The 17463-nt window shown below is 46.3% G+C and carries 19 protein-coding genes and 1 pseudogene; 6 read left to right on the top strand and 14 right to left on the bottom strand.

What is annotated here, in order from left to right:
* Positions 1–466, top strand: a pseudogene (locus HMPREF1152_RS09665) (IS256 family transposase); the annotation flags it as partial.
* Between the two features lie 36 nt (positions 467–502).
* Here the strand turns inward: HMPREF1152_RS09665 and HMPREF1152_RS00475 are convergent.
* The 4 genes from HMPREF1152_RS00475 to thrC form a co-directional block, all read right to left on the bottom strand.
* Complete coding sequence (locus HMPREF1152_RS00475; protein WP_009643170.1) at positions 503–1159, bottom strand: aldo/keto reductase; 657 nt, start codon at positions 1157–1159, stop codon at positions 503–505.
* Between the two features lie 528 nt (positions 1160–1687).
* Entirely contained in the window at positions 1688–2584 is an 897-nt protein-coding gene (locus HMPREF1152_RS00480; protein ID WP_009643171.1) for a selenium metabolism-associated LysR family transcriptional regulator, read from the bottom strand.
* 136 nt (positions 2585–2720) lie between these two features.
* On the bottom strand, positions 2721–3158 hold the full coding sequence (locus tag HMPREF1152_RS00485) for an ACT domain-containing protein (protein ID WP_009643178.1): 438 nt from the start codon (positions 3156–3158) through the stop codon (positions 2721–2723).
* Positions 3159–3160: 2 nt separating this feature from the next.
* The gene (gene thrC / locus HMPREF1152_RS00490) at positions 3161–4639 is read right to left on the bottom strand and encodes a threonine synthase (protein WP_009643184.1); all 1479 of its coding nucleotides are present in this window, start codon (positions 4637–4639) and stop codon (positions 3161–3163) included.
* 158 nt (positions 4640–4797) lie between these two features.
* On the opposite strand from thrC, the gene HMPREF1152_RS00495 reads away from it, so the two are divergent.
* From HMPREF1152_RS00495 to HMPREF1152_RS00505, 3 genes are read left to right on the top strand one after another with little or no spacing between them, the layout of a single operon-like run.
* Entirely contained in the window at positions 4798–5895 is a 1098-nt protein-coding gene (locus HMPREF1152_RS00495) for a homoserine dehydrogenase (protein WP_009643181.1), read from the top strand.
* Between the two features lie 5 nt (positions 5896–5900).
* On the top strand, positions 5901–7220 hold the full coding sequence (locus HMPREF1152_RS00500; protein ID WP_009643179.1) for an aspartate kinase: 1320 nt from the start codon (positions 5901–5903) through the stop codon (positions 7218–7220).
* A gap of 60 nt (positions 7221–7280) precedes the next feature.
* Positions 7281–8291, top strand: coding sequence for an aspartate-semialdehyde dehydrogenase (locus HMPREF1152_RS00505; RefSeq protein WP_009643169.1), 1011 nt, complete (start codon positions 7281–7283; stop codon positions 8289–8291).
* 49 nt (positions 8292–8340) lie between these two features.
* Here the strand turns inward: HMPREF1152_RS00505 and HMPREF1152_RS00510 are convergent, their stop codons facing one another.
* The gene (locus HMPREF1152_RS00510; RefSeq protein WP_009643180.1) at positions 8341–10041 is read right to left on the bottom strand and encodes an AMP-dependent synthetase/ligase; all 1701 of its coding nucleotides are present in this window, start codon (positions 10039–10041) and stop codon (positions 8341–8343) included.
* Positions 10042–10364: 323 nt separating this feature from the next.
* On the opposite strand from HMPREF1152_RS00510, the gene HMPREF1152_RS00515 reads away from it, so the two are divergent.
* Positions 10365–10892 carry a DUF1836 domain-containing protein gene (locus HMPREF1152_RS00515; protein WP_198004057.1) on the top strand — a complete coding sequence of 176 codons (528 nt, stop codon included), beginning with the start codon at positions 10365–10367 and terminating at the stop codon, positions 10890–10892.
* Complete coding sequence (locus tag HMPREF1152_RS00520; protein ID WP_009643182.1) at positions 10889–11137, top strand: TIGR03905 family TSCPD domain-containing protein; 249 nt, start codon at positions 10889–10891, stop codon at positions 11135–11137. The genes HMPREF1152_RS00515 and HMPREF1152_RS00520 overlap by 4 nt, the downstream gene beginning before the upstream one ends.
* A 201-nt stretch (positions 11138–11338) precedes the next feature.
* On the opposite strand, the gene HMPREF1152_RS00525 is transcribed toward HMPREF1152_RS00520, so the two are convergent.
* The 9 genes from HMPREF1152_RS00525 to HMPREF1152_RS00565 all read right to left on the bottom strand — a co-directional run.
* Complete coding sequence (locus HMPREF1152_RS00525) at positions 11339–12343, bottom strand: alpha/beta hydrolase (RefSeq protein WP_009643173.1); 1005 nt, start codon at positions 12341–12343, stop codon at positions 11339–11341.
* Positions 12344–12763: 420 nt separating this feature from the next.
* A complete protein-coding gene (locus HMPREF1152_RS00530; RefSeq protein WP_009643185.1) occupies positions 12764–13792 on the bottom strand; it encodes a C39 family peptidase in 1029 nt (342 codons plus the stop codon).
* Complete coding sequence (locus HMPREF1152_RS00535) at positions 13785–14114, bottom strand: phage holin (protein WP_009643168.1); 330 nt, start codon at positions 14112–14114, stop codon at positions 13785–13787. The genes HMPREF1152_RS00530 and HMPREF1152_RS00535 overlap by 8 nt, the downstream gene beginning before the upstream one ends.
* 63 nt (positions 14115–14177) lie before the next feature.
* Positions 14178–14405, bottom strand: coding sequence for a hypothetical protein (locus tag HMPREF1152_RS00540; RefSeq protein WP_039883250.1), 228 nt, complete (start codon positions 14403–14405; stop codon positions 14178–14180).
* A gap of 31 nt (positions 14406–14436) precedes the next feature.
* Positions 14437–14772, bottom strand: a complete 336-nt coding sequence (locus HMPREF1152_RS00545) for a hypothetical protein (RefSeq protein WP_009643167.1) — start codon at positions 14770–14772, stop codon at positions 14437–14439.
* Positions 14772–15188: a hypothetical protein gene (locus HMPREF1152_RS00550; RefSeq protein WP_009643183.1), complete on the bottom strand. Its 417-nt coding sequence runs from the start codon at positions 15186–15188 to the stop codon at positions 14772–14774. Before HMPREF1152_RS00550 ends, HMPREF1152_RS00545 begins: the two co-directional genes overlap by 1 nt.
* Before the next feature lie 12 nt (positions 15189–15200).
* The gene (locus HMPREF1152_RS08805; protein WP_009643172.1) at positions 15201–15929 is read right to left on the bottom strand and encodes a hypothetical protein; all 729 of its coding nucleotides are present in this window, start codon (positions 15927–15929) and stop codon (positions 15201–15203) included.
* 12 nt (positions 15930–15941) lie between these two features.
* On the bottom strand, positions 15942–16892 hold the full coding sequence (locus tag HMPREF1152_RS00560) for a Gp37-like protein (protein WP_009643177.1): 951 nt from the start codon (positions 16890–16892) through the stop codon (positions 15942–15944).
* Positions 16893–16918: 26 nt separating this feature from the next.
* Positions 16919–17463, bottom strand: a 545-nt coding sequence (locus tag HMPREF1152_RS00565; RefSeq protein WP_009643175.1) for an IS30 family transposase, incomplete at its 5' end; no start/stop codon positions are given.

A 17463-nucleotide genomic window follows, 5' to 3' on the forward strand; every position in this document is an offset into this window, starting at 1 on the left:
CAACAAATTCCTGAGCCAGATGTCCCGTGACGAAAATGGAAACTGGAGATACACACATAAAAGGTTGTTAAAGGCACAGCGCTCCATTGTAAGGCTGATAAAAGAAAACAGCATGTTCATATATCTGGATGAGCAGTTAAGTCAGGAAATAGATGAATTGCCGTCAACGAATAATCGGATCGAAGGAGGCGTCAATTCGAGGATAAGAGCATTGCTCCGGGACCATAGAGGGTTATCTGTCGAAAGAAGAATAAAAGCGGTCTTCTGGTGGTGTTATATGCACTCACCGGAGCCGCTTTCTGTGTCTGAAATATTGAGAGTGATGCCCACAGACAAGAGCATTTCAGATATATACGAAAGAATTTCGGATAGCGAAAAACGCACCTCAACTATCCCTATGTGGGGTGATGCTATTGTCTGGAGTGAACTCCATAGAGAGGACAATTATCCTTCTTACTGGGATTAGCAAAACACGTTTTTTGTCCTATAAGCCCTTTTTTTATCAATTCTCCTGTCTTTTCTGTCCAAACTCTTCGGCGATCACAGCCAGTTCCTCTCTGATCTTGATATGCTGCGGACATACCTGTTCGCATTTTCCGCATTTGATACACTCCGCCGCCTGTTTTCTTCCTTGTCCTTTTACAAGCCAGTTCTCCTGTAACTTTGCTCGCTCAAGATTGTTGAAAAGCGTATAGATATTTTTGGCAGTAAACGAACCCGAAATCCCTATTTCCATTGGGCATACCTTCGCACAATAATTACATGTCGTGCATGGGATCAACGGAATGCGGGCAAGCTCATCTCTTGCCTTCATAAGACATGCCTCCTCATCAGCAGCTAAGCCCTTAAAGTCCTTCATATAGGAGATATTGTCATCCATCTGAGAGGCGTCACTCATGCCGGAAAGAACCACGAGAACCCCTTCAAGATTTGCAGCAAAGCGAATTCCCCAAGAGGCGGTTGACATTTCCGGCGCATAGTCCTTAAGGATGTTTGTAACCTGCTCCGGTGGATTAGCAAGAAGTCCGCCCTTCAACGGCTCCATGACAACAATGGGCTTTCCGTACTTTCTTGCAACCTCATATACGCCGCGCGACTGGATCGCAGGATTATCCCAATCCGCATAATTGATCTGAAGCTGCACAAACTCCGCGTCCATGCCGCTCTCCTACTGACGCTGTGTCAACAACTGTGTTATACACGTTCTTTGCACGATGTCAACACTATTTTAGAAATTTTTATAACCCCATTACATTTAGGCTTCTTAAAACAAAAAGCCTATCGACCATCCCGTGGGACAGCCGACAGGCGGATAAAAAATTAAACATATTTTACATAGTCAAGCGAAACCCGGCCTATACCGCTCTTCACCCGTTCCCATCCTGCAGTCGAGACTTTGCCGAACTTGGCCTCTACGATGGGATAAACACCAACGGTAATATACTGAATCCTTACTTAGTCTGTTTCTGATCCCTTGCGGATATTGAAGATGTGCCGTTCCGTTTATGTATTCCGAGATTACGGAGAGAGGAACAGGAACCGCATTTATCTATTCCAATGTTCCCGACAGAGAGGAATGGAACAGAAAAAATGAAACAGAAAAAGCCGCCTAAACGAACTTCCGCTGTTTCATATATCTATCACCCTTTTTTAATGTATTTTAATACCTAAGTCAAGCAATCGACTGCTAATGCTTATCCGCATGCTCGAGCACGAACTTTCTGAAAGCCTCTGCTACAGGCGATAAGAACACGTTTTTGAGCGTAATCATGTAGAAGCTGCGCAGCTTGTCAAAGCCCTCTATCTTGAGCACCTTGAACTCATCACCTTTGACAATCCTGCCGACAGTGCGCTCGGACAATATTGATACTCCGACATCGTTTGCAACAAGGCGCATGATCAGGTTGAGGTCGTTGGTTCTTGACACTACTCTAAAGTTGTTTTTGTCATAGCCCCTTGAAGCAGCCGTATCTTCGAATGACTTTCGAGTTGCCGAACCGTTTTCCCTCCAGATAAACGGCAGCTTGGACAGTTCGTCCATCATAATCGTATCCTTATCCGTATCATAGCTCCCCGGAACAAGCAGCACCGGACGATCAGTAAATATCTCATTGACTTCGATACCAGGCTCCGCTACGTACTCGCCGACAAATCCGATCTCGCCTCTCCTCTCAATGAGACTCTCGACAGTGGCCTTACTGTCGTTCATCTCGATGTAGAATTGAGTGAAAGGGTGTACTTCGCTGAATTTGCGAACAATCTCAGGGAGAAATGCTATACCCGGAACCGTTGATGTCTGCAGCTCGAGAACTCCGTCTAAATTGTCATCTCCGCTATCCAGAGCTTCGATGGCTTGAGCTCGTGCATTCACCATCTCTACGGCGTACTGGTAGAATTTCTGTCCCTGTGGGGTCATCTCTACAGTCCGTCCCTTTCGATCAAGGAGCTTAGTGTTGAGCTCCTTCTCGAGTGAACTGATGTGGGTGCTTATGGTAGGCTGTGTAAAGAACGTTGCATCTGCGGCACGACTAAAGCTCTTGAATCTTACTACATTAACAAAAGCTTCAATTTGTTTAAAATCCATCTTACCTCCACTAACACTATAAAAATCAGGAGCGCCTCACCAGTGAAACACTCCTTCTCGTCATGACAAATTCTATCTCATTTATAATATTGTGTCAAACAATCAACATTGTCTATTTCACGACTATAGAAATTATCTATTCCACACCAATAAGATTGGCTTTCTTTATACCTTCAGCAGCCCTCATGTCCGCAACCAGCCGTTCCAGCCCGCACGTTGCATCGTCCATGTTGAGTGCCAGCATAACATTCGCAATATTATTGACCGGAGGGCTCTGGTTAATCGTCCAAATACTGTACGAATGGCTCGCAATTACTCGTATAAGCTTCTCCAGCACTCCGGCCTCGTGGCGCAGCTGCAACGACATAATCGCCCTCTTGCTGGTCTTACGAGCGCTGAGCTCCATCACGTAATCCTTGTATTTGTAATAGGTACTCCTCGATATACCGACAGTTCTCACTGCCTCGCTTATGTCCGACACCTCACATTCTGCAAGCAGCCGACTGGCCTCGACGACTTTTTCAAAATATTCGGGAAGGATCTTCTTATCTACTATAAGATATCTACTATCCACTGTTACACCCTGCCTTTGCCGGCATACTGCACGACTACGGACTTCATCTCTTCCACATCAATGATGTCCTTGTGCTTTATCTCCTTGTCAAATATCGAGCTGAGCGAGCCGGGAATCTCTGTTCCCGACACCTTGGAGAGCAGTTCCATGTCCTCCATATCATCACCCGAGGCCTTCTCACCAAGTGCCGCGAGAACTGCACCTGTGAACTTGTATGGAGAAGCTGTCGAGAGAACAACATTCTTGCAACCCGCATTACCTGCAGCCTTCAGGTATTTGTCCGAAGCCGCCCAAGCAATAGCCGTATGTGTATCCATCAGGTAGCCGGCATCCTTAAACAGCTTGCCAATCGCAGCTGCCCCCTCTCCATCAGAGCAGGAAAAGCCTGTAAAATCATTCTTTATCCGAGCCAGCTCTTCCTCGCCTATCCGGTACTCTCCACGCTCAGCCAGTTCCTTCATATATGCCTTAGTCTTATCAGCACCGCAGACGAAGAACAACAGTCTCTCCAGATTGCTGGATACCAGAATATCCATCGAAGGTGAGGACGTCTTGTAAAAATGTCTCTTCTTATTGTAATGTCCCGTTTCCAGGAACTCAGCCAGCACGTCGTTTCTGTTAGATGCGCAGATCAGCTTTCCTACAGGCAGCCCCATCTGCTTGGCCAGATATCCGGCCATGATATCTCCGAAATTGCCTGTCGGAACCGTATAATCGACCGCATCGCCGAGCTGTATATCCCCGACCTCGATGAGAGATTTGTATGCTGAAAAATAATATACAACCTGCGGAACCAGCCTTCCAATATTGATAGAGTTTGCGCTGGATAACGAGACTCCTGAGCACGGCTTTGGGATCTCACGAAACAGGCTTTTGACGCCTGACTGCGCATCATCAAAGTTGCCTCTCACACCAAAGGCCTCGGTATTTGCCCCGGACTGCGTTACCATCTGCAGCCTCTGCGTCTCGGAAATACCTTTATCCGGATAGAACACGGCAATCCTGATACCGGGCACATCCGAAAATCCATGGAGTGCAGCGCTGCCGGTGTCTCCACTGGTAGCTGTCAGTATCAATATCTCGTCGCTGAAATTGTTGAGCTTGGCCGCCTCAGACATGAGGTTGGGAAGTGCGGAAAGTGCCACGTCCTTAAACGCACAGGTTGGTCCGCGGAACAGCTCGAGCACATACCTGCCATCTACGCTTACCAGAGGTGTAATCTCTTCAGCGCTGAACTTATCTCTGTAGCTTCTCTCGACTATCGAATCTATCAGCTTTTCACCGTAATCAGGAAAGAATTTGCCAAATATTTTTTTTGCCATTCCCCTGTAATCTTCGGATATCACATCCCTATAATCCAGTACTAATTCGGACAAATCCTCAGGAACATACAGTCCGCCGTCCCGAGCCAAGCCCTCAAGCACTGCCTGCGACGACGAAGCATTGTGGTTTACATCTCTTGTACTTATATAATTCAACATTTTATCTCTCTTTTCTGTTGCGTATTTTGTGCGTTTATGATACATTATTCTTCGTAGAAACACAAGTGTTTTTCACACAAGGACACTTGCGATTTTGAGAAGAAATGTCCATAATCATAATACATATGGATATTAGAGAGGATACATAACATACAATTATGAAGATTGCAATTCTAGGATACGGAGTAGTCGGCAGCGGCGCATACGAAGTCGCTAAGACTGCAGATAACATAGAGGTCAAGCGCGTGCTGCACAGGCGTGCAGTAGCTGAACTGGGAGATATCGTCACGACAGATTATGACGACATCATAAATGACAGAGAGATTGAACTGGTGGCTGAGTGCATCGGCGGTCTTCATCCTGCATACGAGTACGTAGCTGCTGCTATCAAGAGCGGCAAGCACGTTGTGACACCTAACAAGAACCTCGTAGCGGCATATTGGAACGAGCTCCATGCGCTAGCAGACCAATACGGTGTGGAATTACGATTCACAGCCTCTGCAGGCGGCGGCATACCATGGCTCTTTAATCTGAGGCGCCAGTCGAGAAGCGATGAGATACTCGCGATCAGCGGAATAGTAAACGGCACGTGCAACTACATTCTTGACACGATGCATAACGAGCCTGTCGACTTCACCGAAATATTAGCCAAGGCGCAGGCGCTCGGATATGCCGAAAAAGATCCGACTGCGGATATCTGCGGCTTTGACACGCAGCGCAAGTGCGTCATCTCCGCCAACCTCGCATTCGGGTTGAGTATTACCGAGGATGAGGTGCCGGTATTTGGTATACAGAACATCAACGCGGGAGATATCAAGTATTTCCGGCAGCACAGCTATACCTGCAAGCTCCTCATGAACGCAGGTCTCACGGAGTATGGAGCTTATGCATATGTCGAGCCTACTCTTGTCGGCAAGGGCGCACTCGAGGAAAGTGTTCCTGCCAACAACAACCTCATCAGCCTGACAGGCAACCATATCGGCACACTTTCCTTCTACGGACAGGGCGCCGGTAAATTCCCTACAGGCACATCCGTAATTCAGGACGTGCTCGACATCGAGAGCGGATGGGGCTTCAAAGCAGCAGACAGCAAGAAGATTAACGTAACCATCGACAACGCTATTGAATCGCACAGATACTACGTAAGAGAGAATGGAGAGCGCAGAATCACAGAGCCGATGAGCGTCGCAGCAGCTCATGAGATAGCTGCAAAGAGCAGCGACGACAGCTTCTTCATGGCCGGAATAAGGGAGTAATACGGATGATTAAGGTTGCAAAATTTGGTGGTTCTTCACTTAGCGACGGGGAACAGTTCGCCAAGGTTAAGAATATTATCGATCGGGATCCTGACCGCCGCATGGTGGTAGTATCTGCTCCGGGACGAAGATCCGCGGAAGACAACAAGGTGACAGATCTGCTGTATCTGGTCAAGGCGCATATCAAATACGATGTATCGTATGACAGCATCTTTGAGATAATCGAACAGCGTTACATGGATATCAGATCCGAGTGTCACCTCACGCTCGATCTGGACCGCGAGTTCGAGATTATCAGAGACAAGCTGGATAAACGAATCTCCATGGACTATCTGGCTTCCAGGGGAGAGTTCCTCAACGCCAAGCTGATGGCTGAGTACCTCGGCTATCAATTTGTCGATGCGGCTGACCTCATCAGCTTCAAGTACAACGGCGAAGTGGATATGGACAAGACCGAGGAGAATTTCAAGGAGATATTCGAGGTATACAACAGAATTGTAATGCCCGGTTTCTACGGAAGTCTTCCAAACGGCGAGATTAAGGTGTTTTCACGTGGTGGCTCCGACGTATCCGGAGCGATTGCCGCAGCCTCGCTGGATGCCGATGTGTACGAGAACTGGACAGATGTGTCCGGCATCCTCATGGTCGACCCTCACATAGTTGATAATCCTAAGAGCATCGCGCGCGTGACGTACGCAGAGCTGCGAGAGCTCTCCTACATGGGTGCGGCCGTCCTTCACGAGGACACAGTGTTTCCTGTTCGCGCCAAGGATATCCCGCTCAACATCAGGAATACCAACGAGCCCGATAATCCGGGAACTATTATCCGTGAGAGCTTCGGTGCGGCGAGTCCGGAGGAAAGCCACAGATTCATCACCGGAATCACCGGCAAACGAGACTTCTCGCTTATCAAGATCGCTAAGGGTAATATAGGAAACAACCTCAATACGCTGCGCAAGGTAATCGACATCTGTGAGCAGTACGACATACCTATATCACAGATTCCGAGCGGTGTTGACAGCTTCTCCATAGTAACTCCAACCGCAAAATTAGAGCACCGCAAGTACGACGTGCTGTCTGCTATCAAGCGAGAGTGCGGTGTGGATGCTGAAATCGATCAGGGTATCAGCATAATAGCTATAGTCGGCAGACAGATGGCTTACAAGACCGGAATCTCAGGAAAAATCTTCGGAGCACTGGGGGTCAACAAGGTCAACATACGCATCATCGAGCAGTGCGCGGACGAGATCAACATCATGATCGGCGTGTTTAACGATGATTTTGAAAAGGCCATCAGGGTTCTATACGAGAGCTTCGCAAAATAGAAATATCACATCAGAAAGGGGTTCGAGAGTCGCGGCTTCTCGAAGCGGGAGAAACAAGATATGCAGAAATACAGATTAGGAATCCTCGGCGCCACCGGTGCCGTAGGTCAGGAAATGCTCAAGGTGTTGCAGGAGAAGGACTTCCCTCTCTCAGAGCTCCGTTTACTCGCCAGCAAGCGAAGCGCAGGCAAGGAGGTTCAGACGGAGAAGTACGGCAAGGTTGCGATACAGGAAGCAACAGACGATTCTTTTGAAGGCTTGGACTTCGTACTGGGCGCTGCCGAGAACGACATATCAGTCAGATTTACGCCGGCAATCAAGGCTTCGGGGGCTACCTACATCGACAACTCGAGTGCATACAGGCTTGAGCCTGATGTGCCGCTAGTCGTACCGGAGATCAACCCCTATGACGCCTTTAAGCATAGCGGCATCATCGCTAATCCAAATTGCTCGACAATCATCACACTTGTAGCTATCAATGCTATCAACAAGCTATCGCCTATCAAGGGTATCTACGCTTCGACATATCAGGCCGTGAGCGGAGCCGGCGCAGGCGGTCCTGTCGAGCTGTTTGAGCAGACCGGACAGGTGCTTGCAGGCGAAGCTATAACACCGCCTAAAGTGTTTCAGCATCAGATAGCATTCAACGTAATTCCTCATATCGGAGGCTTCAAGGATAATCTCTACACATCCGAAGAGATGAAGCTCCAAAACGAAGGACGCAAGATCATGCATTTGCCTGAGCTGAATGTATCCTGCACATGCGTCAGAGTTCCGGTCGAACGCTCGCACTCCATCTCCGCCAACGTAATTACCGAGAGCAGGCTGGATCTCGATGAAGTTAGAAAGGCTATTGCAAGCGCAGAAGGCTGCAAGCTGGTCGATGTGCCGAACGATATGAGCTATCCGATGCCTATCGATACTAGCGATCAGGACATCGTGTTTGTGGGTCGCATCAGACGTGACCTTGTGTGCGAAAACGGCATCAACCTCTGGTGCGCAGGAGATCAGGTGCGCAAGGGCGCTGCAACCAACGCGGTGCAGATAGCCGAGCTGCTGATCCAAGCATAAATTGAAGCCATATATCCAAGCTCCGTGTATCAGTGGGTGCGCGGAGCTTTCATTTCTTTTCTTTCTTCGCTTTTCCCGCCTTCTCTGCGTCGATTATCTTTTGTATCTCCACAAATCTCTTGATCTTCTGCGTGCTGGTCTTCTCCATAGGCTCGTCAGTGGTGTACACTCTCTTGATGCGCTTGTATGTCGGCAGCTTATCGTTGATTTTCTCAACATCAGCCTCTATCGATTTATGAATTTCTTCCGTTGTTTTGCCTTCAAAATCCTCAGGATTATACACTAGCTTGAGTGCTACTACGGGATCACGGTCATCACCGTCATTCGGAATACCTGCGACAATCGCCTCTTCTTTGTATGAGAGAGAATTTAGCTCCTGCTCTATCTCTTCAGGGAAAACGTTCTTGCCGTTCTTGAGCACGATCACGTTTTTTTTGCGACCCGTAATGTAGAAATAACCATCCTTGTCGCGATACCCGAGGTCACCTGTGTGGAACCAGCCGTCGTAAATGCAGGCCTTCGTCGCCTCCTCATTCTCGTAATAGCCGAGCATGACGTTCTCGCCGCGCGCGATTATCTCGCCGATGCCGTTCTCATCCGGATCGTAAATATCCATGCTGACCCCTTCTATTGGAACTCCAATGGAGCCCGGTCTTCTGTGATCCGGTCTCTCAGCAGCGAGCACAGGTGATGTCTCTGTCAGGCCATAGCCCTGCAGGCAGATAACACCGAAGTCGTGCCACCCCCTGATGCACTCAGGATCAGCGGCTGCAGCTCCGAGGATAACCATGCGGAGGTTTCCGCCAAAAGCCTCGAGCACACCCTTAAATACGTTACGTCTGATATCGATGTGAGCCTTACCCAGCACTCTGACAAATCTACCCATGGTTTTAAGTCTGCCGGTCATCCCCTCCTTCTCAGCCTTCTTAAGAATTCTGCTGTACATGGTTTCAATCAGGAGTGGTACTCCTACAAATATTGAAACCTTATATTCCTTGAAGTTCTGCTGAATATGCTTGAGGCCATCGCAATAAACCGTACAAGCCCCGGCAGCCAAAATTACCAACTGACACGTCAATCCAAAGGTGTGATGATACGGCAGCAGCGCGATATTAATATCTGTTGCATATATCGGTTCTGATGCAAGAGTGTTAACGACATTGGACACAACATTCCTCTGAGACAGCATAACTATCTTGGATTGCGAGGTTGTACCTGATGTGAATATAAGGAACGATGCGATATCCGGGTCTATTCTCACCCCTGAGAACTTGTCTGCTCCGCTGTCGATTAATTCCTTGCCTTCAACTGTAAGATCGAAAATATCAGTTCTATCCTCAGCCTTAAACAGCGGAAACGCATACTTAATACCGGTCTTACCGGATTCAAGCGCCTTGAGCACTCCCGTCTCCTCTTGCTTGTCATAAAATATAACCTCCGCCTCACTTCTTATGAGTGACGACTCGAACTCCTCATACTTGAGCTCCTTGTCGAGCGGAACAGTGATATTGCCCGTAGTGAGCGTAGCCATGTTGGCCAGATACCAGTTATAGCTGTTCTTTCCTATCACGACAATTCTCTTGCCGGAGAATTCCCTGCCCAGAAAGGCCTCGCCGAGACACCTGATTTCCTCGTAATATCTGATATATGTGATATCACGGTATTCGCCCTTGTCGGTCTTAAGCCTAAACGCCTTGTTGCCCCCGTATCTGCCGACCGCCAGCTCCAATATTTCTCTAATATTCTCCAAAATAACCTCCGTCTATCTACGTAGCCTAAATGCCTTCCTAATACGTAGAGCTCTAAAGCTTCATACGCATACACGCAGTATTCCGACGTGCCGGGAAAGTGCAATTTACGAAAATTTTTAAAATAGTTTTGAAAACTATATTATTTAGTATTATAATCTAACATATGCTGATGATACTCTAATCATCGGGGTTTAGCAATGGTTAATTTGATTTTTATACAAGATTACTGATAAATTCTGTTTTATTTAACGCTGAATTTATGTTTGAAGCTCACGCTCACCTATGGTACTATCCCTGTATGGAGCGCGGCCGGAAAGGAATTATGACGCACAATCGAGATATACGGAATATACGGCGCAGCACGCGGCTGCGTCTGCCGAGATGGCACGAGTTGCCTGAGATGGGGCTATATATGGATCAGATGCTGTCGCTGATCAACCCGCATTTTGAAGAGAACTACGGAGAGAGCTATCTGCTCACCAGCACAATGGTCAATAATTATGTCAAGCTATGCGTAGTTCCATCGCCGGTCAAAAGGCGCTACGACAGGAGCACAGTCGCCAGACTGTTCGTAATTATCACGCTAAAGTCGATCTTCAACGTGCAGGAAATCGCCGAGCTGATAGCAGCTCTTAACGATGACGATGCCGGTCACGAGTTGTCCGAATCGTACAACCTCTATTGCTCTACACTGGAGTCAGCAATAGATTCGACCTATGCCGACAGCATCTCGCACACCAAGCCGGACGATGATTATCTCCGTGTAATCGAAGATGTTGCAACCGCCGCCGCCTACCAGCTCATAGTTAAGCGCAGGCTCAAGCTGAGAAGAGAAAGGAACAGAATATGATATATAAGCCGGAGGGCGTGTGCGCCCAGCTGTTAAGTCTCGAGATCGAGGACGGAATAGTTAAATCAGTGGAGTTCATAGGTGGCTGCGCCGGCAACGCGCAGGGTATCTCCAGTCTCGTCAAGGGAATGCATGTCGACGACGTGATTGAGAGACTCGAGGGCATCAAATGCGGCTTCAAGGACACCTCATGTCCGGATCAGCTGTCCGCAGCACTCAAGCAGTACAAGGCAGAGCACCGATAAGTCATACAAAAGGTCTTGGCGCAATAGCGGCATATACATATACATATACATATACCGTTCAGCTCACCTGTGCGGCCGGGGCGTGAATCCCAGTTGCGAATTTTAAAGGGCAGCACCCGTATAAAAGCGGTGCTGCCCTTCTGCATGTTATCATCATGTACCCAATATGCGATGTGCATGAACATTGCTACGCCAAAAGCACTAATCGCGGAAGAACCTCATAAGACCGTTGTATATATACGGGAACGAGTAATAATAGCGATGCTTGCCGGGGAACTCCGTGTACATGAGATTGCCTTTTTCAAAATTTGTATCCGTATAGGTGAACTGCTCGGGATACCCACGCAGCGTCTCGACTACATGCTCGGTCGCACTGTGCATGAAATCCTTATCACCGGATGCCGCATATATCCTGTAGTCGCTCTGCTTGTATCCGGAAGCCCTTGCAGAGGCGGCAAGCGAAGGAGAGGTAGCATCGTCCTGCGACTTCACGTAGCCGGATTCATCATAGTAGAGAGGCATACTTATAGGCAGGTAGTACTTGAAAATATCTATGTGGTTGCGAAAAGCCCACCAAGCGGTGCTTCCTCCGAGGGAGAAACCGCCAATACCTCTGTGATTGCGCGACTTTCTGAATTCTGCAGCTGTAGGCTCCGTCGCATAGGTGCTATATTTACCCTCCACTGCAGGCATCAGATCGTTTGTAATCTCCATCCCCATTGCCGTCTGTATATTTTCCACATTCCTGCCATATTCAAATGTATATGTCGGAGTCACAACGATAATCGGCTTGATATCACCGTTCTGTATCATGTTGTCGAGTATGTGCTTGAAGGCGTGCGGACTGTTCGGCGTACCGAGGAATGTGGTATTTGAAGCTCCGTAGCCATGGTTGAGATAGAAAATATCGTATTTCCTGCTCTTGTCATATCCATATGGCAAATACACCATAGCGTTCTTATCAACTACCCTGCCACTTCCGTCGATAAGAGTTGTCTTATAGGAAAGCTCCTCAACATGACCCGGTTCCCCAGACGGCCTTTCATACGAAGACGGAAGCTCAACTGCTTTGGTCGGAACGGGTTTGAGCTTATGCTGTCCCGACTTGTCTCCTGCTGTATTTCTAATCGATAATACGTAAATCGCCGCCAACATAATTATAGCTATTATAAACAATGCTTTTTTGCTCTGTATTAATGATTTCAAATTCCTAATCCCCTTATTCGCTCAGAATATGCGTAAAATGAAAACCTCGCAACCCTTGAGATTGCGAGGCTCTTTTGGCGGAGAGAGGGGGATTTGAACTACAAACCCAACCATTATTTGCAATTACTTACACTATATACACATTGAGATTTCAACGATTCTATAAGGTGATAAAATGCATCATTTTATAAAACACTTTCAAAAAGTCACGAAATAGTCACGTTTTTCATTTTATTTTTTCGCAAGAATTTACGACTCTATTATTAATAGTGTCAAGCAATTATCCTTCCACCAAAACACCTGAACTGATTATCGACATTATACCATATATTAAAAGAACGTCCAGCCAAAGGCCCCCAAATCTATGGCTACAAGTGCATTAATTAACGTAAATACAATTCTGTCTCCTGTATGCATAATCTACCTCATGTATCTTGTGTTGCCTTGCCAGATGCATACCCAGCCTGATGGAATCCTAGCCCAGTTACCTCTAATCTCCAGAACAGTTACACGAGTTCCGGCAGCAAGGACTGCATAAACACCTACTCTGGCATGCTTCTTTCCATCAGGTGTAAGCTCACTACGTTTCTTATTTCTAAATCCTGTGCCGGGACCGGTGCGTACACGCATATCCATCGTAAGCGTATAAGTACCACCGGCTACTACATTAGTAGATACTCCTGCGCCGGTTCCAACTTTAACAAGATAATCCATACACACCCATCCGCCTGCATTAGGAGCATACCCCCAGTTCCCGGATATCTGTGTAACAGTAACTTTAGTGTTATTTGCAAGCCCGCCTATTTTAGCGTAGCTTGTACCTGCACCACCTCTCACATTAAGTCCTATGGGAGATTTAACTTGATAAAGTGTGGATACACTTGTGCCTGATGGTGCCGATGGGTTTGGACTGGGAGTAGGTGCCGGAGCTGTACTTCCATCTACAATACAAGACCAAAGTGTAGGAATAAGTCCCCGCATATGCTCCTCGTAAGTATACCAACCATCATGTCCTCTGCTTCCGGAATCAGATACGTACAGATAATGCTTGCCATTTCTGTACTCATATCCTTTTACGATAGCAACAAAATGACCGCCACCTGTCCATGTGATACCTCCACGTGTACCTGCTCTAAAGAGTATAACTCCCCATCTGTTACCTTTAGCCATTTCATCAAAGAACGGCTGCATAGAGCTGTGCTGAATAGCAGGACAGCCATATGCATCAAGTGCCGCCTTAATGCCGCTCCAGTAAGTTCCGTTGCCATTTGAAGCATAGCCGTGTGATGTAAGCCAATCAGCAACATCAGCAGGCGTAACACCAGAGTGTTTAGAACTAACGATATTAGCTATAGCAGTAGGACCGCAGCCAGAAGCTGCCATGGTCCTACCTGCATATGCTTTTTTTGACCAACGCGGATCATACTGATTAAACCACATACTACCCATTCATCTTTCCTCCCGTATTAATTTGTTCTTCAGGGGTTGGCTCTGCATACTGCGCATCAATCTCAGGGAGCTTGTTTGCAGGTTTAGTATAACTCATAGCAAGGTCACTATCCTTTGCACCTTTGGTAGTAGGGTCTGTCACTACACCGAGAAGTACAAGAATACCTACAAGCATAGACGCCAGCTCCATAAGCTTTTCCTGCTCAATCTGCGGCGCAATATTCAGAACTTCCAGTATTCTGTATATGAGCGTTAGTACTGCTGCAATAAATGTCAGAAGCCACACCTTGTTCTTAAATCTAACCTTCCAATTAATTTTCATTGTGTTCTCCTTTCAGTCAATAAAAATACCGAGCTATGCCCGGATAACTAATAACTAACTTAATTAACGACGATCGTCCTCGAGGTCGTCCAGTCTGTGATTCACAACCTTTATTTTTTCAGCTAATACTGGAATTCTAGTCGCGAAATCATTATGCTTCCGAACCTCGTCAGTTAGGCGATCAATCTTGTATTCCGTAAGACTAGCAGTCTTACGGATTCCATATAGGGACCCTGCCCCTGCTCCCAGGGCGGTTATCCCTGCCACTATGATACTTGTCCAATCAATCATTATGTCTTCCACCTCATTTTAATAATTCACGTTATTGATTGTACACATTATAAATGTATAGATTATCTTGCTCCTGCCAATACTGCTGCTTGAATTCATAGATGTGTCCTTTAATAACCGGACACATCATTGTGCCGTAGTGCTGGTTGTACTCAATAGTACACATTCCGACGAAGGCGTTGTCGGTTTTGTCATTGCAAAACATATAAGATGTGTTAGCTTGAGCTCTGCCTCCACGGACGATGATTCCGTCAAGCGGAGCCGTCCATGTCGCACCGAAATCGATTCGTTCCTGCACCAGCTTTTTTTCTTCCAGGCCTTTTAACTTATTCTTGACCTCAAGCATAAATTTATTGAGAGATATCATTACTTAACACCTCCCAACTTCATTTTTACAAAAGTTTTAAAAGCCTTGATTTTACTGCGTTTTACCCCCCCCACATAGGATATAACGACTTGTACATCGCAGTTGTTCCAATCAGCTCCGGATATTAGCTTAAGCGACTTACTTATAACAACTGCGGCCAGCCCCCATTCTATGTACCCTCCGCTACCGTAATTGAGTTGCGGGTAGGACAAAGGTAGCACGTAGTTGGAGTAGTGCACTGTTCCGCTTATCGACACAATTTTATCGACATCGATATCAAGGACTTCTAAATTGTTGATGCCCTTCCGGATGTTGATATGCTCTGTCACAACTTTTGTCCTGATGCCCGTATCTAAGGCATCGATGCTCTTAAATTTATTCATCATCGCTTCTAGCGTATTTTTTACCGAAATCATATCATCTACCTCCTATACACTGATGCTCGACCCGAAAAAATCTACTAGTTCGGATTCTAAACTCGGGCTGTTGATATGCACGTCTATGACACTGATTTCCGCTGTCCGTATGTCTCGTCTTAACTTAGTGATCGAGTTCTGCAGATTTCCCGCTGCAGTGCCTTCCACTGCACTCTGCAGTAACCCCACATACTGATTAGATATCGACTCGAGATTTAACGGTGTAGGGAACGCCGGGACTACCATTCCGCAAAGTTCCCTGTCCAGTCTTACATCAACAATATTGTTATTTGTAATTTCAGTAGCGGCAGGCATTACATATACATCCGCAAGTGCCAGCTCGTAATAATTCGATTCTCTAATTAATTCAGGAGCTGTTGGCGTTGTGGATGGGACTCCTTCCTTCTTGTATATTTCTATGCCTCTGACACTATCAGAATCGTCCATTCTTATTACGATTCTGTCTATCCTCTTTAGGGATGGGTGTGCAGCACTGATTGTAATATCCCTCTTGCTTGCTTCATATCCTCTCGTACCTTCAATGTGACAACCACCGGGTAACACACTAAGTGTCATATTATTAGATGCAATTACCTGTAGTTCACTGCCATCCGCATTCATCATAAATACTCCGTTGCTCCAACACAACTTGTTGAAGGTGCGCTCGGTTTTATGATCTATCGCCCTATCGCCGTATGGCTCAGCTGTTGTTATATGAGAGATAAATGGATAACTTATCATATATTCTCCTTCCTATATACCAACCGGGATATATTTTGCTTTCCTCGGTGTTCCAAAGGTAATCTTAACTTCCAATTTGTTTTTGCTATATGTTTCGCTTACTTCAACTATTCGCGCTTTGAATGTTTGCTCAATTTCATCGAATGATATGCTGCATAGGTCTCCAATGTCATAATCCTTCAAATAATAGGTGTTGTTCTGAATTACGTCAGCAACTATTGTTTCCTGTTTATAATGATTAAGCATATCAACCTTGGCCTGCTGTCTCATTTGCTCGCGTATTTGCGCCTCGTTAGCCGGCTTGAGTTCAATTCCTGACACGTTTCCTTCGATTACTTTTTTAGGATAATAGTCCACATCCCTAGGCCTATTATTTGCATCAATATAATGCTCTGTAATCCTTCCCTTGCGCTGTCCGCTTTCATCAGAAATAACCTCTTCATTGCTGAACCCTGTTGTTTCCATCGTTTGAGCAATTTGATAATACGGGAACGAGTCACTATCATCGTATTGATATTCTATGCGTGATACATTTTCATATCCTTTGCCAAATATTACTTGTTCACTTATGTCTCGTCCTAGTTTTATACCGATCAGATATGTAAAATGAGGTTCGTCCGGGTCTTTTTCCCATTTTTCCATTACTGGCCCGAGAGGCCACTTCCTAATTTCAATTATAGGAGACATGTTCCACAGTATGAGATAACTTCTAATTACCTCCCCTATATTGTCGCCTTGCTTTATCGATAGGTTAACTTCGTCCGGCCATTTGCATCCTCCAGCTATATATATTCCTCCGATAAAAGATGGCCTTGGTTGTTTCTCTATACCAATGGCGTTATCTATAAGCGCGTAGGCTTCAATTGTAGAGCTAACCCAGTCATCCCATTCCGGATGCTCAGTTGACTTCGCAAATACGTTGCTGTTTTCTCGAGCTTGAACTAAATCTATTAGTTTTTCCAAGAAATATCCTTTTGCGGCTTGAATTGTCAAGTCAAGTGCAACGAGGTTGAATAATAAACCTCATAAGGAGTTAGGTAGCCTAAGCATTTTCGAGGTCGTCTGTTTAATTCATCCACTTTGCTTTGTATATATTCATCGCTGTACTTTGAAAGATCGGTTCCCTTCGGGAAGTATTCGCGAATTAAACCGTTAGTATTTTCATTTGTTCCACGTTGCCATGGCTGATGCGGCTGTGGAAAGTAAAACTGTACATTGTTTAATGCTGCCGAAGTTTCTGCATGCTTGGCAAATTCCTTTCCGCGATCTGGAGTAATGGAGAATAATGGCTGTTCTTTAAGACATTTAATCATAATCTCACTCACAAGAGTGGAAGTTTTCTTTTCTGCCTTCATGCATAGAAGAAATCGACTTTTTCGGTCTGCGAGTGTAACTAGACAAGGACCATTCTTCTTTCCGGCAACAGTATCACCTTCCCAATCCCCAATACGTGAACGACTCTCTGCCTCGGCAGGTCGCTCTGAGAGATTGTTGCTAATAACTATTTTGCCACGTTTTTCAGTGTGTTCTTTAG

Source organism: Mogibacterium sp. CM50, from assembly GCF_000293155.1.
Lineage (GTDB): Bacteria > Bacillota > Clostridia > Peptostreptococcales > Anaerovoracaceae > Mogibacterium > Mogibacterium timidum.